General features: G+C 74.1%; 14 protein-coding genes. 6 read left to right on the forward strand and 8 right to left on the reverse strand.

The genetic code is table 11. The annotated features are described in order from the left end of the window. Positions 1–18 precede the first annotated feature (18 nt). A complete protein-coding gene (locus ACFZCF_RS04310; protein WP_391284517.1) occupies positions 19–888 on the reverse strand; it encodes an ABC transporter permease in 870 nt (289 codons plus the stop codon). After that, on the reverse strand, positions 885–3,527 hold the full coding sequence (locus ACFZCF_RS04315; RefSeq protein WP_391284519.1) for an alpha/beta fold hydrolase: 2,643 nt from the start codon (positions 3,525–3,527) through the stop codon (positions 885–887). The genes ACFZCF_RS04310 and ACFZCF_RS04315 overlap by 4 nt, the downstream gene beginning before the upstream one ends. A 219-nt stretch (positions 3,528–3,746) precedes the next feature. Here ACFZCF_RS04315 and ACFZCF_RS04320 point away from each other — a divergent pair, with 219 nt between their 5' ends. Continuing rightward, positions 3,747–3,923 carry a hypothetical protein gene (locus tag ACFZCF_RS04320; protein ID WP_388441140.1) on the forward strand — a complete coding sequence of 59 codons (177 nt, stop codon included), beginning with the start codon at positions 3,747–3,749 and terminating at the stop codon, positions 3,921–3,923. A 115-nt stretch (positions 3,924–4,038) separates the two neighbouring features. On the opposite strand, the gene ACFZCF_RS04325 is transcribed toward ACFZCF_RS04320, so the two are convergent. The 4 genes from ACFZCF_RS04325 to iolC are packed head-to-tail and all read right to left on the reverse strand — an operon-like array spanning position 4,039 to position 9,324. After that, entirely contained in the window at positions 4,039–5,541 is a 1,503-nt protein-coding gene (locus ACFZCF_RS04325; RefSeq protein WP_391284521.1) for a CoA-acylating methylmalonate-semialdehyde dehydrogenase, read from the reverse strand. A gap of 21 nt (positions 5,542–5,562) precedes the next feature. Beyond that, positions 5,563–7,461, reverse strand: a complete 1,899-nt coding sequence (gene iolD, locus ACFZCF_RS04330) for a 3D-(3,5/4)-trihydroxycyclohexane-1,2-dione acylhydrolase (decyclizing) (RefSeq protein WP_391284522.1) — start codon at positions 7,459–7,461, stop codon at positions 5,563–5,565. Beyond that, positions 7,416–8,258, reverse strand: a complete 843-nt coding sequence (gene iolB / locus ACFZCF_RS04335; protein ID WP_391284523.1) for a 5-deoxy-glucuronate isomerase — start codon at positions 8,256–8,258, stop codon at positions 7,416–7,418. Before iolB ends, iolD begins: the two co-directional genes overlap by 46 nt. Before the next feature lie 52 nt (positions 8,259–8,310). Then, positions 8,311–9,324 carry a 5-dehydro-2-deoxygluconokinase gene (gene iolC, locus ACFZCF_RS04340; protein WP_391284525.1) on the reverse strand — a complete coding sequence of 338 codons (1,014 nt, stop codon included), beginning with the start codon at positions 9,322–9,324 and terminating at the stop codon, positions 8,311–8,313. Between the two features lie 146 nt (positions 9,325–9,470). Here iolC and ACFZCF_RS04345 point away from each other — a divergent pair, with 146 nt between their 5' ends. Together ACFZCF_RS04345 and ACFZCF_RS04350 are read left to right on the forward strand one after the other, a co-directional pair. Then, a complete protein-coding gene (locus ACFZCF_RS04345; RefSeq protein WP_388441155.1) occupies positions 9,471–10,388 on the forward strand; it encodes a sugar phosphate isomerase/epimerase family protein in 918 nt (305 codons plus the stop codon). A gap of 251 nt (positions 10,389–10,639) precedes the next feature. Beyond that, a complete protein-coding gene (locus ACFZCF_RS04350) occupies positions 10,640–10,837 on the forward strand; it encodes a helix-turn-helix transcriptional regulator (RefSeq protein ID WP_388441158.1) in 198 nt (65 codons plus the stop codon). A gap of 63 nt (positions 10,838–10,900) precedes the next feature. On the opposite strand, the gene ACFZCF_RS04355 is transcribed toward ACFZCF_RS04350, so the two are convergent. Continuing rightward, complete coding sequence (locus ACFZCF_RS04355) at positions 10,901–13,189, reverse strand: MMPL family transporter (protein WP_391284527.1); 2,289 nt, start codon at positions 13,187–13,189, stop codon at positions 10,901–10,903. 164 nt (positions 13,190–13,353) lie between these two features. On the opposite strand from ACFZCF_RS04355, the gene ACFZCF_RS04360 reads away from it, so the two are divergent. Beyond that, positions 13,354–14,016: a TetR family transcriptional regulator gene (locus ACFZCF_RS04360; RefSeq protein WP_391284528.1), complete on the forward strand. Its 663-nt coding sequence runs from the start codon at positions 13,354–13,356 to the stop codon at positions 14,014–14,016. Here ACFZCF_RS04360 and ACFZCF_RS04365 read toward each other — a convergent pair. After that, positions 13,991–15,220 (reverse strand): cation:proton antiporter, encoded by a 1,230-nt coding sequence (locus tag ACFZCF_RS04365; RefSeq protein WP_391284530.1) that lies wholly within the window; start codon positions 15,218–15,220, stop codon positions 13,991–13,993. The genes ACFZCF_RS04360 and ACFZCF_RS04365 overlap by 26 nt on opposite strands. Before the next feature lie 64 nt (positions 15,221–15,284). Here ACFZCF_RS04365 and ACFZCF_RS04370 point away from each other — a divergent pair, with 64 nt between their 5' ends. Beyond that, a complete protein-coding gene (locus tag ACFZCF_RS04370; protein WP_391284532.1) occupies positions 15,285–16,253 on the forward strand; it encodes a PrsW family glutamic-type intramembrane protease in 969 nt (322 codons plus the stop codon). A 73-nt stretch (positions 16,254–16,326) separates the two neighbouring features. Beyond that, positions 16,327–16,551 (forward strand): heavy-metal-associated domain-containing protein, encoded by a 225-nt coding sequence (locus tag ACFZCF_RS04375; RefSeq protein WP_388441170.1) that lies wholly within the window; start codon positions 16,327–16,329, stop codon positions 16,549–16,551. Positions 16,552–16,568: the final 17 nt, after the last annotated feature.

The raw sequence follows: 16,568 nt of genomic DNA on the forward strand, positions 1-16,568 counted from the left end.
GGCCCCGGGGGACACCCCCTAGGACACGATGTCCTTCCGGGCGAAGCCCCGGAAGGCGAGCGCGAGGAGCACCAGGGCGTAGGTGACGGAGATCGCCGCTCCCTGGGCCATGCCGCCCCACTCCAGGCGGGGCTGGAGGGCGTCGATCCAGGCGAACTGCCAGTGCGCGGGCAGGAAGTCGCGCCAGTCGCCGAGCGCCGTGACCGCGTCCAGGACGTTGCCGACGATGGTCAGGCCGACCGCGCCGCCGACCGCGCCGAGCGGGGCGTCGGTGCGGGTGGAGAGCCAGAAGGCCAGGCCGGCGGTGACCAGTTGGGAGACCAGGACGAAGGAGGTGGCGATCAGCAGGCGCAGGACGGACTCCCCCGCCGGGAGCGAGCCGCCGGTGGGGAGCTGGAGCGGGCCCCAGCCATACGCGACCGTGCCCACGGCGAGGGCGAGCAGCGGCAGGAGGAAGAGCGCGGCGGCGCTGTAGCCGAGCGCCACCGCCAGCTTGGCGGCGAGCAGCCGGGACCGCGGCACCGGTGCGGCGAGCAGATAGCGGAGGGAGGACCAGCCGGCCTCGGAGGCGACGGTGTCGCCGCAGAAGAGTGCCACGGGGATGACGAGGAGGAAACCGGCAGAGACGAAGAGGCAGGTCGCCGCGAAGTTGGCGCCCGAGGCGGTGGCCGTGTCGATGAGGGTGATCCGGCCGCCCCGGTCGTCGGCGTCGGGGCCGCCGATGGCGAAGGCCACGATCAGGACGAGCGGCAGGGCGGCGAGCACCCCCGCCATCACCAGGGTGCGGCGGCGCTTCCACTGGCGCAGGGCCTCGACGCGCAGCGGCAGGGTGCGGCCGGGACGGTAGCCGGGGGCGAGCGCGTCGGGGCCGGGGGCCGTGGCGGTCATGCGGATCCTCCGATCAGGGTCAGGAAGGCGTCCTCCAGGCGTCGGTGCGGGCCGACCCCGGTCAGCGGGACGTCCAGGCGGACGAGTTCGCCGATGAGCGCGGTCGGGTCGGCGGGGCCGTCGGCCGGGGTCAGGCCGACGAGGAGGCCGCCCTCGGTGCGGACCGCCGTGCCGACGCCGGGCAGGGCGGCGACCTTCTCGACGAGCGCGTCGGTGACCGGCTCGCCGAGGGTGACGAGGAGGATGTCGCCCGCCCCGGTGATCTCGGCGACCGGCCCGGCCTGGACCAGCTGCCCCCGGTCCATGACGACGAGGTGGGTGCAGGACTGTTCGACCTCTGCGAGGAGGTGGCTGGAGACGATGACGGTGCGGCCGCCCGCCGCGTACCGGATCATCACCTCCCGCATCTCGCGGATCTGCGGCGGGTCGAGGCCGTTGGTGGGTTCGTCGAGGATGAGGAGGTCGGGCAGGCCGAGCATCGCCTGGGCGATGGCGAGGCGCTGCCGCATGCCCTGCGAGTAGGTGCGGACGGCCCGTTCGAGGGCGCCGCCGAGGTTGGCGATGCGGAGGGCCTCGTCGAGGTGGGCGTCCTCGGCGGGGCGGCCGGTGGCCTTCCAGTACAGCTCCAGGTTCTCCCGGCCGGTGAGGTGCGGCAGGAAGCCGGCGCCCTCGACGAAGGCGCCGACCCGGGACAGGACCGGGGCGCCGGGCCGGACGGCCTGGCCGAAGACCCGGATCTCGCCCTCGTCGGGGGTGATCAGGCCCATGAGCATGCGCAGGGTGGTGGTCTTCCCGGCGCCGTTGGGGCCGAGCAGACCGAGGACCTGGCCCTGTTCCACCTGGAAGGAGAGGTCCCGGACGGAGTACCGCTCGCCGCCCTTGTACTTCTTCGACAGGCCGGTGATCCGGAGGGGCACGGCGGCGAGTTCGGGGTCCGGCGCCGGGCCCGCGGTGCGGCGGCGGGCCGTCAGGAGGAGGACGGCGGCGACGGCCAGGCCGACGAGCGGCAGACCCCACACCCACCAGGGCAGGCCGACGGCCCGGGTGGTGACGCCCGGCGCGGTGGGCACGGTGAGCGGGCCCTCGGCGGCGACGGTGTAGCCGGCGGTGGCGACCGGGGAGGCGTAGCCCAGGTCGGTCGCCGAGACGACCAGGCGGAGCCGGTGGCCGGCCTCCACCTCGTGGTCGATCGCGGGCAGCGTGAGGTCGACGGAGCGGCCCTTCCCGGCGTCCTCGACCCGGACGGGGGCGACGAGCTGGGCGGGCAGCACCTGCTGACGCCCGTCCGGCCCGACGTCGTACACCTTGGCGAAGAGGACGGCCGAGCCGTCGGGGGCCGTGGAGGTGACCCGGACCCGGGCGGTCGGGGTGCCGGTGATCCGCAGCGGTGCGGTCACCGGAGCGGTGTCGAAGCGGGCGTGCTGGCCGGGGAAGTCGAGGGCCAGGCCGACGCCGAGGGAGGAGGAGAGTCCGCCGAGGCCGCCGCCGAGACCGGGCACGGCGGAGACGGCGGGCGGGGCGCCGCCGGCCGGGTTGGCGAAGCGCTGCGGCGGGCCGGTGAGGGCGAGGGCACGGGTGCCTTCGCGCAGGCCCGGGTAGCGGTCGGCGGTGGCGGCCCGGAGGGTGGCGCGGCCGTCGGTGGAGTCGACGCCGCCGGTGCGGCTCACCCGGAAGGCGGGGCCGGTGTCGACGGAGGCGTCCCGCTTCAGCCAGCGGCCGAACCAGGCGCCGATCCGGTCCTCGACGCGCCCGGTCTCGCGGTCGCCGCCGTCGTGGCCGCCGGAGGCCCAGTCGACCGCGACCGGGGCGCCGTTGGCGGCGAGGGCGCGGGCCATGGCGTCGGACTGGTCGAGGGTGAAGAGGGAGTCGGTCTGGCCCTGGACGATCAGGGTGGGGACCTTGACGCGGTCGCCGACGGCGGAGGGGCTGCGGGCCTCCAGGAGGGCGCGGGCCTCGGCGTCGGGCGTGCCGGAGACGGCGACGCGTTCCTTCAGGGCGCAGATCTCGGGGGCGAAGCGGCCGCAGGCGTCGCCCCGGGTGTCGGCCCCCATGGAGAACAGGATCCCGGACCACAGCTTCTTGTAGACGCCGCCGGGGAAGAGGGCGTCGGCGAGGTTCCAGTAGGTGATCTGAGGGGCGATGGCGTCGACGCGCGGGTCGTGCCCGGCGGCGAGGAGGGAGATCGCGCCGCCGTAGGAGGCGCCGGTGACGCCGACGCGCGGGTCGCCCGCCTTGTCGAGCAGGACCTCGGGGCGGTCGGCGAGCCAGTCGACGAGCCCCCGCACGTCCGCGACCTCGTGCGCCGGGTCGTTGAGGCCGATCTTCCCGCCGGAGGCGCCGAAGCCGCGCGCGGACCAGGTGAGGACGGCGTACCCGTCGCGGGCGAGGCGTTCGGCGTGGGCCCTGACGTCGTCCTTGGAGCCGCCGAAGCCGTGGGCGAGCAGCACGGCGGGGCGGCGCCCGGCGGAACCGGCGACGAAGTACGAGGTGTCGATCCGCACCCCGTCGAGGGTGAGGGGCCGGTCCTCGCGCTGGACGGGCGGGGGTTCGTCCAGGGCGGCGGCGGTCCAGGTGCCGGCGCCGGCGAGGACGGCGAGGACGGCGGTGACCGCGGCCCACCGGGGAAGTCGGAGTCGCATGGCCCCGAGCGTAAGCGGACCGGCTGTGCGCGGGCGGCGTCCCGGGGCGGAGATCGGCGGCCTCCTGGAGGCGTACGCGGAGCGGCCGCGTACAGCGGTCGCGGTACGCCGGGCGGGTGTTCGGCGGCGGGGTCCCCCACCCGATCGCGTCTCCCGGCGTGCGGTCGGCCGGGCGGTGCCGAAGAGTCGTGGCGAAGGCCCCCACTCGAAGGAGAGAACATGCTTCGGCGTATTTCGATCGCTCTGGCCGGTCTGCTCGCTGTCGGCTTCATCGCCGCCTCCCCCGCGGCGGCGCACGCCGGTGACGTGGAGGGCTGCTGGCTCAGCGGCGTCCACGCCTCGGCCGGCAGCGTCCACGTGTCGGACTTCGAAGCCACCTGCTGGCACGTGGGCTGACCTGCGGTCGGTCGATCGCTCCGGGCGGGCTCCCCTTCGGGGGCCCGCCCGGCGGCATGCGGGACGGCCCCCGGGCGCGGTGTGCGCGCCCGAGGGCCGTCGGACGACCCGGGGGTCAGTGGTTGCGGGGGAAGCCCAGGTCGACGCCGGCGGGGGCGTCGGCCGGGTCGGGCCAGCGGGTCGTGACGACCTTGCCGCGGGTGTAGAAGTGCACGCCGTCGTTGCCGTAGATGTGGTGGTCGCCGAAGAGCGAGTCCTTCCAGCCACCGAAGGAGTGGTAGCCGACCGGCACCGGGATCGGCACGTTGACGCCGACCATGCCGGCCTCGACCTCCAGCTGGAAGCGGCGGGCGGCGCCGCCGTCGCGGGTGAAGATCGCGGTGCCGTTGCCGAACGGCGAGGCGTTGATGAGGGCGAGGCCCTCCTCGTAGGTCTCGGCGCGGAGCACGCAGAGGACCGGGCCGAAGATCTCGTCCTGGTAGGCCTTGGCGCTGGTGGGCACGTGGTCGAGGAGGGAGAGGCCGATCCAGTGGCCGTTCTCGTGGCCGTCGACGGTGTAGCCGGTGCCGTCGAGGACGACCGTGCAGCCCTCGGCCTCGGCTCCGTGCACGTAGGACGCGACCTTGTCGCGGTGGGCGGCCGTGATGAGCGGGCCCATCTCGGAGGTGGGGTCGGTGCCGGGGCCGATCTTGATCTTCTCGGCGCGCTCGCGGATCTTCTCGACGAGCTCGTCGCCGATGGCGCCGACGGCGACGACCGCGGAGATCGCCATGCAGCGCTCGCCGGCGGAGCCGTACGCCGCGGAGACGGCGGCGTCGGCGGCGGCGTCGAGGTCGGCGTCCGGGAGGACCAGCATGTGGTTCTTGGCGCCGCCGAGCGCCTGGACGCGCTTGCCGTTGGCGGAGGCCGTGGCGTGGATGTGACGGGCGATCGGGGTGGAGCCGACGAAGGAGATCGCGGCCACGTCCGGGTGCTCCAGGAGGCGGTCGACGGCCACCTTGTCGCCGTGCAGGACGTTGAAGACGCCGTCCGGAAGACCGGCCTCGGCGAGCAGCTCGGCGATCTTGAGGGAGGGGGACGGGTCCTTCTCGCTCGGCTTGAGGACGAAGGTGTTGCCGGTCGCGATGGCGATCGGGAACATCCACATCGGCACCATGGCCGGGAAGTTGAACGGGGTGATGCCGGCGACGACGCCGACCGGCTGGCGGATCGAGGCGACGTCGACGCGGTGGGACACCTGGGTGGACAGCTCGCCCTTGAGCTGGGTGGTGATGCCGCAGGCCAGGTCGACGATCTCCAGGCCGCGGGCGACCTCACCGAGGGCGTCGGAGTGGACCTTGCCGTGCTCGGCGACGATGAGCTCGGCGATGGCGTCGCGGTTGGCGTCGAGCAGCGCGCGGAACTTGAAGAGGATCGTGGTGCGCTGGGCCAGCGAGGAGGTGCCCCAGGTGGCGAAGGCGTCCTTCGCGGCGGCGACGGCCGCGTCGACCTCCTCCACCGAGGCGAGGGCGACCCGGGTGGTGACCGCGCCGGTGGCCGGGTCGGTCACCGAGCCCCAGTTGCCCGACGTGCCCTCGACGGTCTTGCCACCGATCCAGTGGTGGACGCTCTTCGTCATGACGTGTACTCCTTCAGAGCTTCAGAGATGGCGGCGTCGGGCGGTGACGTGCCGGTCGTACTCCTCGCGGGCCTTGACCGCCGACGGGCGGGTCGAGATCTCGGCCACGGGCACATCCCACCACGCCTGGGCCGGGGGCGGGCCCGACACTCTGTCTGCCGTTTCGGTCTCGATGTAGACACATGTGGGATCGGTGGCGGTCCGGGCGTCGGCGAGGGCTTCCCGCAGGTCACGGATGGTGCGGGGGCGGAGGACGCGCATGCCGAGGGAGGCGGCGTTGGCCCCGAGGTCGACGGGGAGCGGGGGGCCGGTGAAGCCTCCGTCCTCGGCGCGGAGGCGGTAGTCGGTGCCGTACCGCTCGGCGCCGACCGCCTCGGAGAGGCCGCCGATGGAGGCGTACCCGTGGTTCTGGAGGAGGACCAGCTTCAGCGGGAGCCGTTCCTGCACGGCGGTGACGATCTCGGTGGGGTTCATCAGGTACGTGCCGTCGCCGACGAGCGCCCAGACGGGCCGCCCGGGGGCGGCGAGCAGGACGCCGATCGCGGCGGGGATCTCGTAGCCCATGCAGGAGTAGCCGTACTCGACGTGGTACTGGTCGCGGGAGCGGGTGCGCCAGAGCTTGTGGAGGTCGCCGGGGAGGGAGCCGGCGGCGTTGATCAGGATGTCGGTGGTGTCGCACAGGGTGTCGAGGAGGCCGAGGACCTGGGCCTGGGTGGGGCGGGCGGCTTCGTCGGGGACGGCGTAGGCGGCGGTGACGCGGGCTTCCCAGTCGGCCTTGGCCGCGGACCAGGTCACCGGCCGCGCCGGAGCGTCGCCGAGGGCGTCGGCGAGGGCGGTGAGGCCTTCGCGGGCGTCGGCGACGAGCGGCAGTGGGGCGGCCTGCTTGTGGGCGTCGAAGCCGGTGACGTTGAGGTTGAGGAAGCGGGCGTCCGGGGCGAAGAGGGTGCCGGAGGCGGTCGTGAAGTCGGTGTAGCGGGTGCCGACGCCGATGACCAGGTCGGCGGCGCGGGCCAGGTCGTTCGCGGTGGCGGTGCCGGTGTGGCCGAGGCCGCCGACCTCGCACGGGTGGTCGTGCGGGAGCACGCCCTTGCCGGCCTGGGTGGTGGCGACGGGCAGCCCGGCCCGTTCGGCGAAGGCCCGCAGGGCGTCCTCGGCGGCGCTGTGGCGGACCCCGCCGCCGGCAACGACCAGCGGGCGGGCGGCCTCGCGCACCGCCCGCGCGGCGGCGTCGAGTTCGGCCCGGTCGGGGCGCGTCCTGCGGATCCGCCAGGTCCGCTCGGCGAAGAACTCCTCGGGCCAGTCGTACGCCTCCGCCTGCACGTCCTGCGGGAGGGCGAGGGTGACGGCGCCGGTGGCGGCCGGGTCGGCGAGGACCCGCATCGCTTCGAGGGCGGCCGGGATCAGGGCCTCGGGGCGGACGATCCGGTCGAAGGAGCGGGAGACGGGCCGCAGGCAGTCGTTGACGGAGACGTCGCCGGCGCCCGGCACCTGGAGTTGCTGGAGGACGGGGTCGGCGGGGCGGGTGGCGAAGGTGTCGCCCGGCAGGAGCAGGACCGGCAGGTGGTTGACGGTGGCGAGGGCGGCGCCGGTGACGAGGTTGGTGGCGCCGGGGCCGATGGAGGTGGTGACGGCGTGCGCGGAGAGCCGGTTCCGCTGGCGGGCGTAGCCGACGGCGGCGTGCACCATGGCCTGCTCGTTGCGGCCCTGGTGGAAGGGCATGCCGTCCTCCTCGATCAGCGCCTGGCCGATCCCGGCGACGTTGCCGTGTCCGAAGATGCCCCAGGTGGCGGCGATCAGCCGGTGCCGTTCGCCGTCGCGTTCGGTGTACTGGGCGGCGAGGAAGCGGACGAGGGCCTGGGCGACGGTGAGGCGCCTCACGTGTATCCCTCCGTGTGGTCGGGGTGGAAGCTGATCTTCCATTCCCGTTCGGTTTCGGGTCCGGCCATGACGTTGAGGTAGTAGAGGTCGTGGCCGGGCTGGGCGATCGAGGGGCCGTGCCAGCCGTCGGGGACGAGGACGGCGTCGCCGTGCCGGACCTCGGCGAGGAGATCGGCGCCGCCGGGCCGGGAGGGCGAGATCCGCTGGTAGGCGTAGCCGCGCGGGTCCTCGATCTCGTAGTAGTAGATCTCCTCCAGGACGGTTTCGGTCCCGGGGCGGTGCTCGTCGTGCTTGTGCGGCGGGTAGGAGGACCAGTGGCCGCCGGGGGTGATCACCTCGACGGCGATCAGCCGGTCGCAGGGGAAGGCGTCGGCCGCCGCGAAGTTCCGTACCCGGCGGGCGCGGTCGCCGGTTCCCCTGTCCTCGACGGGGACCTCCGGCGCGGGGCCGTAGCGGGCGGGGAGTCGTCGCTCGCAGTTCGCTCCTGCCAAAGCGAAGCGGCCTCCCGCGCCGGAGGAGATCCGGGCGTGGGCGTCGCGCGGTACATAGACGAAGTCGGACACGGCGGCGAACACGCTTGCCCGGCCCCCGAGTTCGAAAATCTCCCCGTCGACGCGCACGGTACAGGCCCCGGCGAGGGGAAGCACCACCCATTCGGCATCCGCGCTGTCGAAGGCGTGTTCCTCCCCGGGCGGCAGGTCGAGGATCCGGAGCGCGGAACGGCTCCATCCGGCGGTCCCGGGGTCGATGTCGAGGGTGTACGGCCCCCGGGCGGCGGCCCCCGCGGGCAGGTGGAGGCGGTGCGGGCCGGGCGTGGGGAGCGGGTCGGGCGTGGTCATGTGCGGGGGTCCTCGGTGCGGAGGAGGCGGGTGCGGGGGTCGTGCGCGGGGGTCACCGATGCGGGCCTTCCGGCGGGAGGGTGCCGGAGCCCGCGGCGAGGGCGCGGTCGATCTCGGCGGCATCCGGCATCGCGGGGGCGCAACCGAGGCGGCCGGCGACGACGGAGCCCGCGGCGGCGGCCCGGCGCAGGGTCTCCTCCAGCGGGAGGCCGGCGAGGAGGCCGTCGACGAGGGCGCCGCCGAAAGCGTCGCCGGCGCCGAGGCCGTTGACGACCTCCACCGGCAGGGGCGGGACGGCGGCGCGCCGCCCGTCGGCGGCGAGGGCGAGGACGCCCTCGGGGCCGCGTTTGACGACGGCGAGCCGGACGGGTGCGGGGCCGTCGGCCCGGACGGGGGCGAGGAGGCGGAGCAGGGCGCGGGCGGCGGCCTCCGGATCGCGCTCCCCGGTGGCGACCTCGCACTCCTCGGCGTTGCCGACGGCGACGGTGGCGTGCCGCAGGGCCTCGGTGTAGTGGGGGCGGGCGGTGGCCGGGTCGGGCCAGAAGGCGGGACGCCAGTCGAGGTCGAGGACGGTGGGGGCGCGGCCGGAGCGGGCCCGCAGGGCGGTGAGGGTGGCGGAGCGGCTGGGTTCCTCGCTGAGGCCGGTGCCGGTGGCCCACAGGACGCGGGCGGCGCGGATCGCGTCGAGGTCCAGCTCGTGGGGGTGGATCTCCAGGTCGGGCGCCTTGGGACGGCGGTAGAACGTGAGCGGGAAGTCGTCGGGCGGGAAGAGGGCGCAGAAGGTGACGGGAGTGGGGTGCTCGGCCACCTCGGTGACCCAGCGGCCGTCCACCCCGAACTCCTTCAGCTCGCGCCGGAGGTAGTGGCCGAAGGCGTCGGCACCGGTGCGGCTGACGAGGGCGGTGCGGCGGCCGAGGCGGGCGGCGGCGACGGCCACGTTGGCCGGAGAGCCGCCGAGGAAGCGCCGGAAGGTCTCCACCCGGTCGAGCCCGACGCCGCTCTGGAGCGGATACAGGTCGACGCCGAGCCGCCCCATGGTGATCAGGTCGTACGGCTCCGACTCCACCCGTGCCACCTCTCGACTCCGGCGTCCCTCCCAGGTCTAACCGCCGCCCGGAGGCGTGTCAACGACATGTCCGGACATTCGGACGTCCTTCGGCAGGTCGGGCGGCTGTCTTGACGCTCGTCCGGGGCGCGGTCAAGGTGGCTGGCATGAGGAAGCCGTCGCCTTCGCCGTCGCCCTCCCGCATCCGGATCGGATCCGCCCCGGACTCCTGGGGTGTGTGGTTCCCCGACGATCCCCGCCAGGTCCCGTGGCAGCGGTTCCTCGACGAGGTGGCGGGGGCCGGCTACGAGTGGATCGAGCTGGGGCCGTACGGCTATCTGCCCACCGATCCGGCGCTGCTCGCCGAGGAGACCTCCCGGCGCGGACTGCGGGTGTCGGCGGGGACGGTCTTCACCGGGCTGCACCACGGGCCCGCGGTGTGGGAGCGGACGTGGGCGCACGTCGCGGAGAACGCGGCCCTGGCGCAGGCCATGGGGGCCGGGCATCTGGTGGTGATCCCCTCCTTCTGGCGGGATGACAGGAGCGGGGAGGTCCTGGAGGACCGGGTGCTGACACCGGAGCAGTGGCGGCAGCTGACCACGCTGACCGAGCGGCTGGGCCGGGAGGTGCGGGAGCGGTACGGGCTGCGGATCGTGGTCCACCCGCACGCCGACACCCATCTCGACGACGAGGAGAGCGTGACCCGCTTCCTCGACGCCACCGATCCGGAGGCGGTGGCGCTCTGTCTGGACACCGGGCACTACGCGTACGCGGGCGGGGACAGCGTCAAGCTGATCGAGACCTACGGGGAGCGCATCGGCTACCTCCATCTGAAGCAGGTGGATCCGGCGGTGCTCGCGGAGGTGCGGGCCGAGGGGCTGCCGTTCGGCCCGGCGGTGGCGCGGGGCGTGATGTGCGAGCCGCCGTCCGGGGTGCCGGCCCTGGAGCCGGTGCTGGCGGCCGCGGCGGCGCTGGGCACGGAGCTCTTCGCCATCGTGGAGCAGGACATGTACCCGTGCGAGCCGGACGCCCCCTTCCCGATCGCCCTGCGCACCCGCGGCTACCTGCGCTCCTGCGGGGTGTGACCGGCGGCGGCCGCACGCCGACGCGCCGTTGTGACCAAGCGTCACTTCCGTCACGACCTTCGCTCCTCCGTCACGGGTGTCTCCGTTACGCGGGCTCCGTGTCACAGCCGCGCGACAGCCGCGGCGGGCCCGTCCGGAAGGGGCGTACACCGGGCACAGGATCGGTGATCACCGACGCCACCGCCCGCAGCGCCCCCGAACGGCATCCCCCGCCATCGCTGCGCGGCACGGGGCGTGAGGGAGGTACAGGCATGACGGACAGAAGCCTCTGGTCGTACAAGGACATCGCCGCGCACATCCGGGTCCAGCCCGACACGGTCCGCTCCTATCGGAAGCACGGACTGCTGCCGCCGCCGGACCGCGTGGAGTCCGGCAAGCCCTACTGGTACGCGGACACCGTCCGGGCGTGGGTCGCCAGCCGTCCCGGCAACCGGGCGCGCCGCGACTGATCCCGGCCGGCCGTGTGCGGCGCCGTCCTCCGGTGGAGTCCGAGGGCGGCGCCGCGCCGTGTCTCAGCCCCGGGCGCCGACGGGCTCGGGTATCGCCTCCCGGTCGCCTCCCGCGCTCCCACTCGCGCTCCCGGGCTCCGGCCCGGGCACCGGCCCGGACTCGCTGATGCCGAAGCGGTCGTGGAAGCGGCGCAACGGCCCGGGGGCCCACCAGGTGAGGCGTCCGGTCAGCTTCATGACGGCGGGGACGAGGAGGCTGCGGACCACCATGGCGTCCATGACGACGGCGAGGGCGACGCCGAGCCCGAGCATCTTGGTGTTGGTGACCCGCGAGGTGCCGATGGCGACCATGACGACGGCGAGGATGACCGCGGCGGCGGTGATGAGCCCGCCGGTGCGGGCCAGGCCGAAGCGGACGGCGCCCTCGTGGTCGCCGGTGGTTTCGTACTCCTCCTTGATGCGGGAGAGCAGGAAGACGCCGTAGTCCATGGAGAGGCCGAAGGCGACGCAGAACATGAGGACCGGCAGTGTGGTCTCGATGTCGCCGGTGGCGGTGAAGCCGAGGAGGCCGGAGAGGTGTCCGTCCTGGAAGACCCAGACGACGGCGCCGAACATCGCGGTGAGGCTGAGGGCGTTGAGGACCACGGCCTGGAGCGGGATCAGGACGCTGCCGGTGAGCAGGAAGACCAGCAGCAGGGTGACGAGGACGATGATGCCGGCGGCCCAGGGCAGCCGCTCGCCGATGGCGTCCTTGGAGTCGACGAGGACGGCGGCCTGTCCGGTGACGGAGGCGGTGAACGGGGCTTCCTGGGCGCGCAGGACGCCGACCGCCCGCTGGGCCTGCTCGCCTACCGCGGTCCCCTCGGTGACGACGCTGTAGTAGGCGTGGGTGCCGGTGCCGGAGACGACGGGGCCGTCGACGCGGACGATGCCGTCGAGTCCGGCGATCCGCTCGCGGTAGGCGGCGTGCTCGGCGGCGGCGGCGGGGCCTTCGGCGAGGACGGTGAGGCCGCCGCCGGGCTCTCCGGGGAAGTCGGCGCGCAGCTCCTCCTGGACGATCCGGGAGGTGGCGGTGGTGGGCAGCTGGCGGTCGTCGGCGGTGCCGAACCTCACGCCGAGGAAGGGCAGTCCGAGCAGGACGAGGCCGGCGGTGGTGAGGACGGCGAAGACGGGGGCCCTGCGCATCACCAGGCCGGCCGCCCGGGACCAGCCGGCGCTCTCCGGGGCCTTCCCGGCGGCGGCGCGGCGGCGCCGGAACAGCCGGCGCAGGTCGAGGGCGTCGACCCGGTGGCCGAGGAGCACCAGGGCGGCGGGGAGCAGGGTGAGGGCGGCGGCCGCGGCGAGCAGGACGACGGCGATGCCCGCGTAGGCGAAGGAGCGCAGGAAGTACTGCGGGAAGACGAGCATGGCGGCGAGCGAGACGGCGACGGTGAGGGCGGAGAAGAGCACGGTCCGCCCGGCGGTGCGCAGGGTGGTGCGGACGGCGGTGGTCGGGTCGGCTCCGGCGGCGAGCTCCTCGCGGTAGCGGCGGACGACGAAGAGCGCGTAGTCGATGGCGAGGCCGAGGCCGAGCGCGGTGGTGAGGTTCTGTGCGAAGACGGAGACGTCGGTGAGCTCGGTGATGCCGCGCAGCACGGCGTTCGTCCCGAGGATGGCGACGATGCCGACGCCGAGGGGCAGGAGGGCGGCGACGGCGCTGCCGAAGACCATGACGAGCAGGACGAGGGTGAGCGGCAGGGCGATCAGCTCGGCCCGCAGCAGGTCCTCCTGGATGATCGTCTGCATCTCGTGGCGGACGGCGAGGCCGCCGCCGAGGGTGACCTCGACGGGGCCGTGGGTGCCGCGATACTCCGGGGCGATCCGGTCGAGGACCTTCCCCGCGGCCGTCTCCTCGCCGGAGATCCGGGCGGCGACGACGGCCCGTGTGCCGTCCTCGGAGCGGAGCGCGGGCGAGCCGGTGGTCCAGTAGGAGCCGACGCCCTCGACGCCGGGCTCGGCGGCGAGCCGCTCGGTGAGCCGGCGGGCCTCGGCGGCCGCGGCCGGATCGTCGACCCCGGCCTTTCCGGCGTCGACGAGGAGCAGCAGATTGGGCTGGGAGCCCGGGAACTCGCGCTCCAGGGCCTCGGTGGCGTAGGTGGACTCGGCGGCCGGGTCCTCCCAGCCGCCGCTGCCCATCCGGTCGGCGACGCCGCCGCCCGCGAGGACCGCGAGGGCGGTGAGGACCAGGGCGACGAGCAGCGTGAGCCGGGGCCGCGCGGTCACGAACCGCGTCCATCCACCGCCCCTGGCCGGGCTTCCGGCTGGGGCCGGGCCGGCGCCCCCCGAGGCGGGCGCTTTCTTGACTTCGGGCATGACGCGGTGTCCCCTTCACCTGGCCCTCGTGCTCGCTTCCCGGCAGGTCACGAGGGCCGACCATTGCCATAGACTGGCAAACACGAGTGATCGCTCGCGTATCCAAAGAATGCGAGCGACCTCTCGTGTTTGTCAATGCGTATCGAGGAGGACTGGGGACAGCCATGCCCGAGGACCCGAAGCCGCGCCGCCGACAGGCCCGCGGCGAACGCCGCATCGCCCAGCTGCTCCAGGCCGCCGCCGACGCGTTCTGCGCCAACGGCTACACGGCCACCAGCACCAACGCGATCGCCCGCGAGGCCAAGGTCTCGCCCGGCACGCTCTACCAGTACTTCCCGAACAAGGAGGCGATCGCCGTCGAGCTGGGCGGCCGCCTCATCCAGCAGATGCGCGAGACCCACGGCCAGGTCTTCACCCCGGCGAACATGGCGCTGCCGCTGCCGCGGCTGATCGACGCGGTGCTCGATCCGATGATCGAGTTCAACTGCCTCAACCCGGCCTTCCTCGCCCTGATGCACGGCTCCGACGTCCCGGGCCGGATCGCCGAGGAGCACGACGAGCTGCACGCCTCGCTGCTCTCCCAGGTCCGCGAGACGATCGGCGCGCGGGCCGTCCCGCCGCTCGACGCCGCCGACCTCGACCGGATCGCCGACATGGCCTTCGCCGTCTTCAAGGGCGGTCTCGCGCTGATCGTCGCCGCGCCCGAGGGACCCGTGCGGGACGCGGCCGTGGGCGAGCTGAAGAAGGTGATGCTCCGCTACCTCGCCCCGGTCTTCGGCGAGGCGCCGGCGGTCGCGGCGGTCACCACGCCTCCGAACCCCGGCTGACCTGCTCCCCCTCCCCCTCGCCCTCCTCGGGCACCCGGTCCCGGCCCGCCCGCGCCTTCAGCGCGAGCAGCGGGAAGACCAGGACGGAGACCATCCCGGCACCCACCAGCGCCGCCGCCTCGCCCGCCGACAACGCCTCGTCGTCCAGGCCGATGGTGGTGATGGCGACGACGAGCGGCAGCGCGGTGGAGCCGTACAGGACCAGCGCGCCCCGGTCCTTCCGGTCGAGGTCGCGCGGGGCGAGGAACCACATCGGGGCGCCGCGCACCACCAGGAAGAGCAGCAGGAAGACCGGCAGGAGGAGCAGCGCCCGGCCGCCGGAGAGCAGCGAGTCCAGGTCGAACTCGATGCCGGTGACGACGAAGAAGACCGGCACGAGGAAGCCGAAGCCGACCCCCTCGACCTTCGCCAGGATCTCCGGCCCGGCCTCGGGCGCGGCCCCGGCGAGGACGAGCCGGGTGATGAGTCCGGCGGCGAAGGCGCCGAGCAGGACGTCGAGGCCGAGCGCCGTCGACGCCCCGAGCATCAGCGCGAGCAGCAGGAAGACGAAGCGGACCGCGAACTGCCCGCTGGTGTGCAGGGTCTTGGCGATGACGGCGGCGAACCACGGCGGGCGGGGCCGCAGGGCCCAGCGGACGGCGAGCGCGGTGAGCGCGGCGAAGATCGCGAGGAGCACGGTGGACTGGGCCGCGGTCCGCCCGCTGAGCAGCAGCGCCATGGCGATGATGGGCCCGAACTCGCCGACCGCGCCGAAGGCCATGACGACCGAGCCGAAGCGGCCGCGCAGCCCGCCGGAGTCCCGCAGCACGGGCAGGACGGTGCCGAGCGCGGTGCTGGTGAGGGCGACGCCGATGAAGACGCCGGTGGAGTACCCGCCGCCGAGCAGAACGCCGGCGGCGAGGCCGAGGGCGAGCGCGACGAGCCACGCCCACACCGAGCGCCGGAGGGTGTCCCCGCGGACCTTGCCGAACTCGATCTCGTACCCGGCCAGGAAGATCAGCATGGTGAGGCCGAGCTCCGAGAGGCCGTCGATCAGCGCGTCGGAGTGGGCCCAGTCGAGGACGTCGGGGCCGATGACGATGCCGAGGAGGATCTCGAAGACGGCGAGCGGCACGGGGACGCGGCGCCCCACCCCGTACGCCAGCAGGGGTGCCAGGACGGCGATCACCATGATCAGGACGAGCGTGCTCCCCGAATGCGACATATCGGGTATCTACCATAAGCTCCGGTCAGATGCCCCGTCGGCGGAGGGACTTGGAGGCCCGCGGATGTACGACCACCGGCCCACGACCCAGCCCCCTCCCCCACCCCCCTCCCCGCCCGAGCCCCTCGGGCCGCGCCCCGGCCTGTGGAAGCGGTGCCTGGGGGGTGGCCTGGCCCTGTGGGTCCTGACGGCCGTGGTCACCTACGCCACCGCCAACACCACCCTGCTGCCCACGCTGATCCTGCTGGGCAGCTTCCTGGTGCCGGGCGTCTTCGTGCTGTGGGCGTACGAGCGGCACGGCGCCGACCTCGGGCTCCCGGTGATCCTCGGCTGCTTCGTCACCGGCGGCGTCCTCGGCGTGCTCGGCGCCTCCGTCATGGAGTACTACCTGCTCCACCCGTCCCTGTGGATGTTCCTCGGGGTGGGGCTGATCGAGGAGGCCGTGAAGCTCGCCGCCCTGATGTTCGTGGTCCGCCACCGGCCGCGACTGCGGGGCCGGCGGGCCGGCCTGGTCCTCGGCGGGACGGTCGGCTTCGGCTTCGCCGCCTTCGAGAGCGCGGGGTACGCCTTCAACGCCGCCGTCACCATCGACGGCATCGACCTGCGCTCGCTCCTGGAGACGGAGATCCTCCGCGGCCTGCTCGCCCCGTTCGGGCACGGCCTGTGGACGGCCGTCGCCGGCGCGGTGCTCTTCTCCTTCCGCCGCCCGGACGGCCGCTTCCGCCTCGCCGGCCCGGTCGTCGGCGCCTACCTGGGGGTGGCGGCGCTGCACGCGCTCTGGGACTCCATGCACGGGATCGCACTCTGGCTCGTCCTCCGGCTGACCACCACGGACCTGGACCGCTCGCTCTTCGCCCAGGGGTACCTCCCGGAGCCCACGGCCCGGCAGGAGCACCTCTTCACCCTCTTCTCGGTGGGTGGCCTGGTACTGGTGACACTGGTGGGACTGGCATGGCTGCGCTCGCTGACGCGGCCCGACCCCCACCCCGATTCCCGTCCCGATTCCCGGGCGGGCCGCGGACCCGGCCCGTGACACGACTGGATGTTATACCCCCTAGGGGTATAACATCAGGCACGTAAGGCCCCGAACCGAAGAGGAGAACGTCATGGCCGCCGAGACGCAGACCGAACTGACCACCGTCTACCAGGTCAAGGGCATGACCTGCGGCCACTGCGAGGGCGCCGTGTCCGGCGAGATCTCCGAGATCCCCGGCGTCTCCTCCGTCACGGCCGTCGCCAAGACCGGCGAGGTCACCGTGGTCTCCAGCGCCCCGCTCGACCGCGAGGCCGTCGCCGCCGCCGTCGACGAGGCCGGCTACGAGCTGGTCTGACCACACGCCGCACCGCT

Source organism: Streptomyces sp. NPDC007945 (genome assembly GCF_042958885.1).
Classification (GTDB): domain Bacteria; phylum Actinomycetota; class Actinomycetes; order Streptomycetales; family Streptomycetaceae; genus Streptomyces.

Excerpts from the sequence above, each read along its gene's own strand:
- ACFZCF_RS04360 (WP_391284528.1), top strand. The coding sequence starts at position 13,354 with ATGCCCGAGGACCCGAAGCCGCGCCGCCGACAGGCCCGCGGCGAACGC.
- ACFZCF_RS04365 (WP_391284530.1), bottom strand. The coding sequence starts at position 15,220 with ATGTCGCATTCGGGGAGCACGCTCGTCCTGATCATGGTGATCGCCGTC.
- iolD (WP_391284522.1), bottom strand. The coding sequence starts at position 7,461 with ATGGAAGATCAGCTTCCACCCCGACCACACGGAGGGATACACGTGAGG.
- ACFZCF_RS04350 (WP_388441158.1), top strand. The coding sequence starts at position 10,640 with ATGACGGACAGAAGCCTCTGGTCGTACAAGGACATCGCCGCGCACATC.
- iolB (WP_391284523.1), bottom strand. The coding sequence starts at position 8,258 with ATGACCACGCCCGACCCGCTCCCCACGCCCGGCCCGCACCGCCTCCAC.
- ACFZCF_RS04325 (WP_391284521.1), bottom strand. The coding sequence starts at position 5,541 with ATGACGAAGAGCGTCCACCACTGGATCGGTGGCAAGACCGTCGAGGGC.
- ACFZCF_RS04345 (WP_388441155.1), top strand. The coding sequence starts at position 9,471 with ATGAGGAAGCCGTCGCCTTCGCCGTCGCCCTCCCGCATCCGGATCGGA.
- ACFZCF_RS04375 (WP_388441170.1), top strand. The coding sequence starts at position 16,327 with ATGGCCGCCGAGACGCAGACCGAACTGACCACCGTCTACCAGGTCAAG.
- ACFZCF_RS04370 (WP_391284532.1), top strand. The coding sequence starts at position 15,285 with ATGTACGACCACCGGCCCACGACCCAGCCCCCTCCCCCACCCCCCTCC.
- ACFZCF_RS04315 (WP_391284519.1), bottom strand. The coding sequence starts at position 3,527 with ATGCGACTCCGACTTCCCCGGTGGGCCGCGGTCACCGCCGTCCTCGCC.
- ACFZCF_RS04355 (WP_391284527.1), bottom strand. The coding sequence starts at position 13,189 with ATGCCCGAAGTCAAGAAAGCGCCCGCCTCGGGGGGCGCCGGCCCGGCC.
- ACFZCF_RS04320 (WP_388441140.1), top strand. The coding sequence starts at position 3,747 with ATGCTTCGGCGTATTTCGATCGCTCTGGCCGGTCTGCTCGCTGTCGGC.
- ACFZCF_RS04310 (WP_391284517.1), bottom strand. The coding sequence starts at position 888 with ATGACCGCCACGGCCCCCGGCCCCGACGCGCTCGCCCCCGGCTACCGT.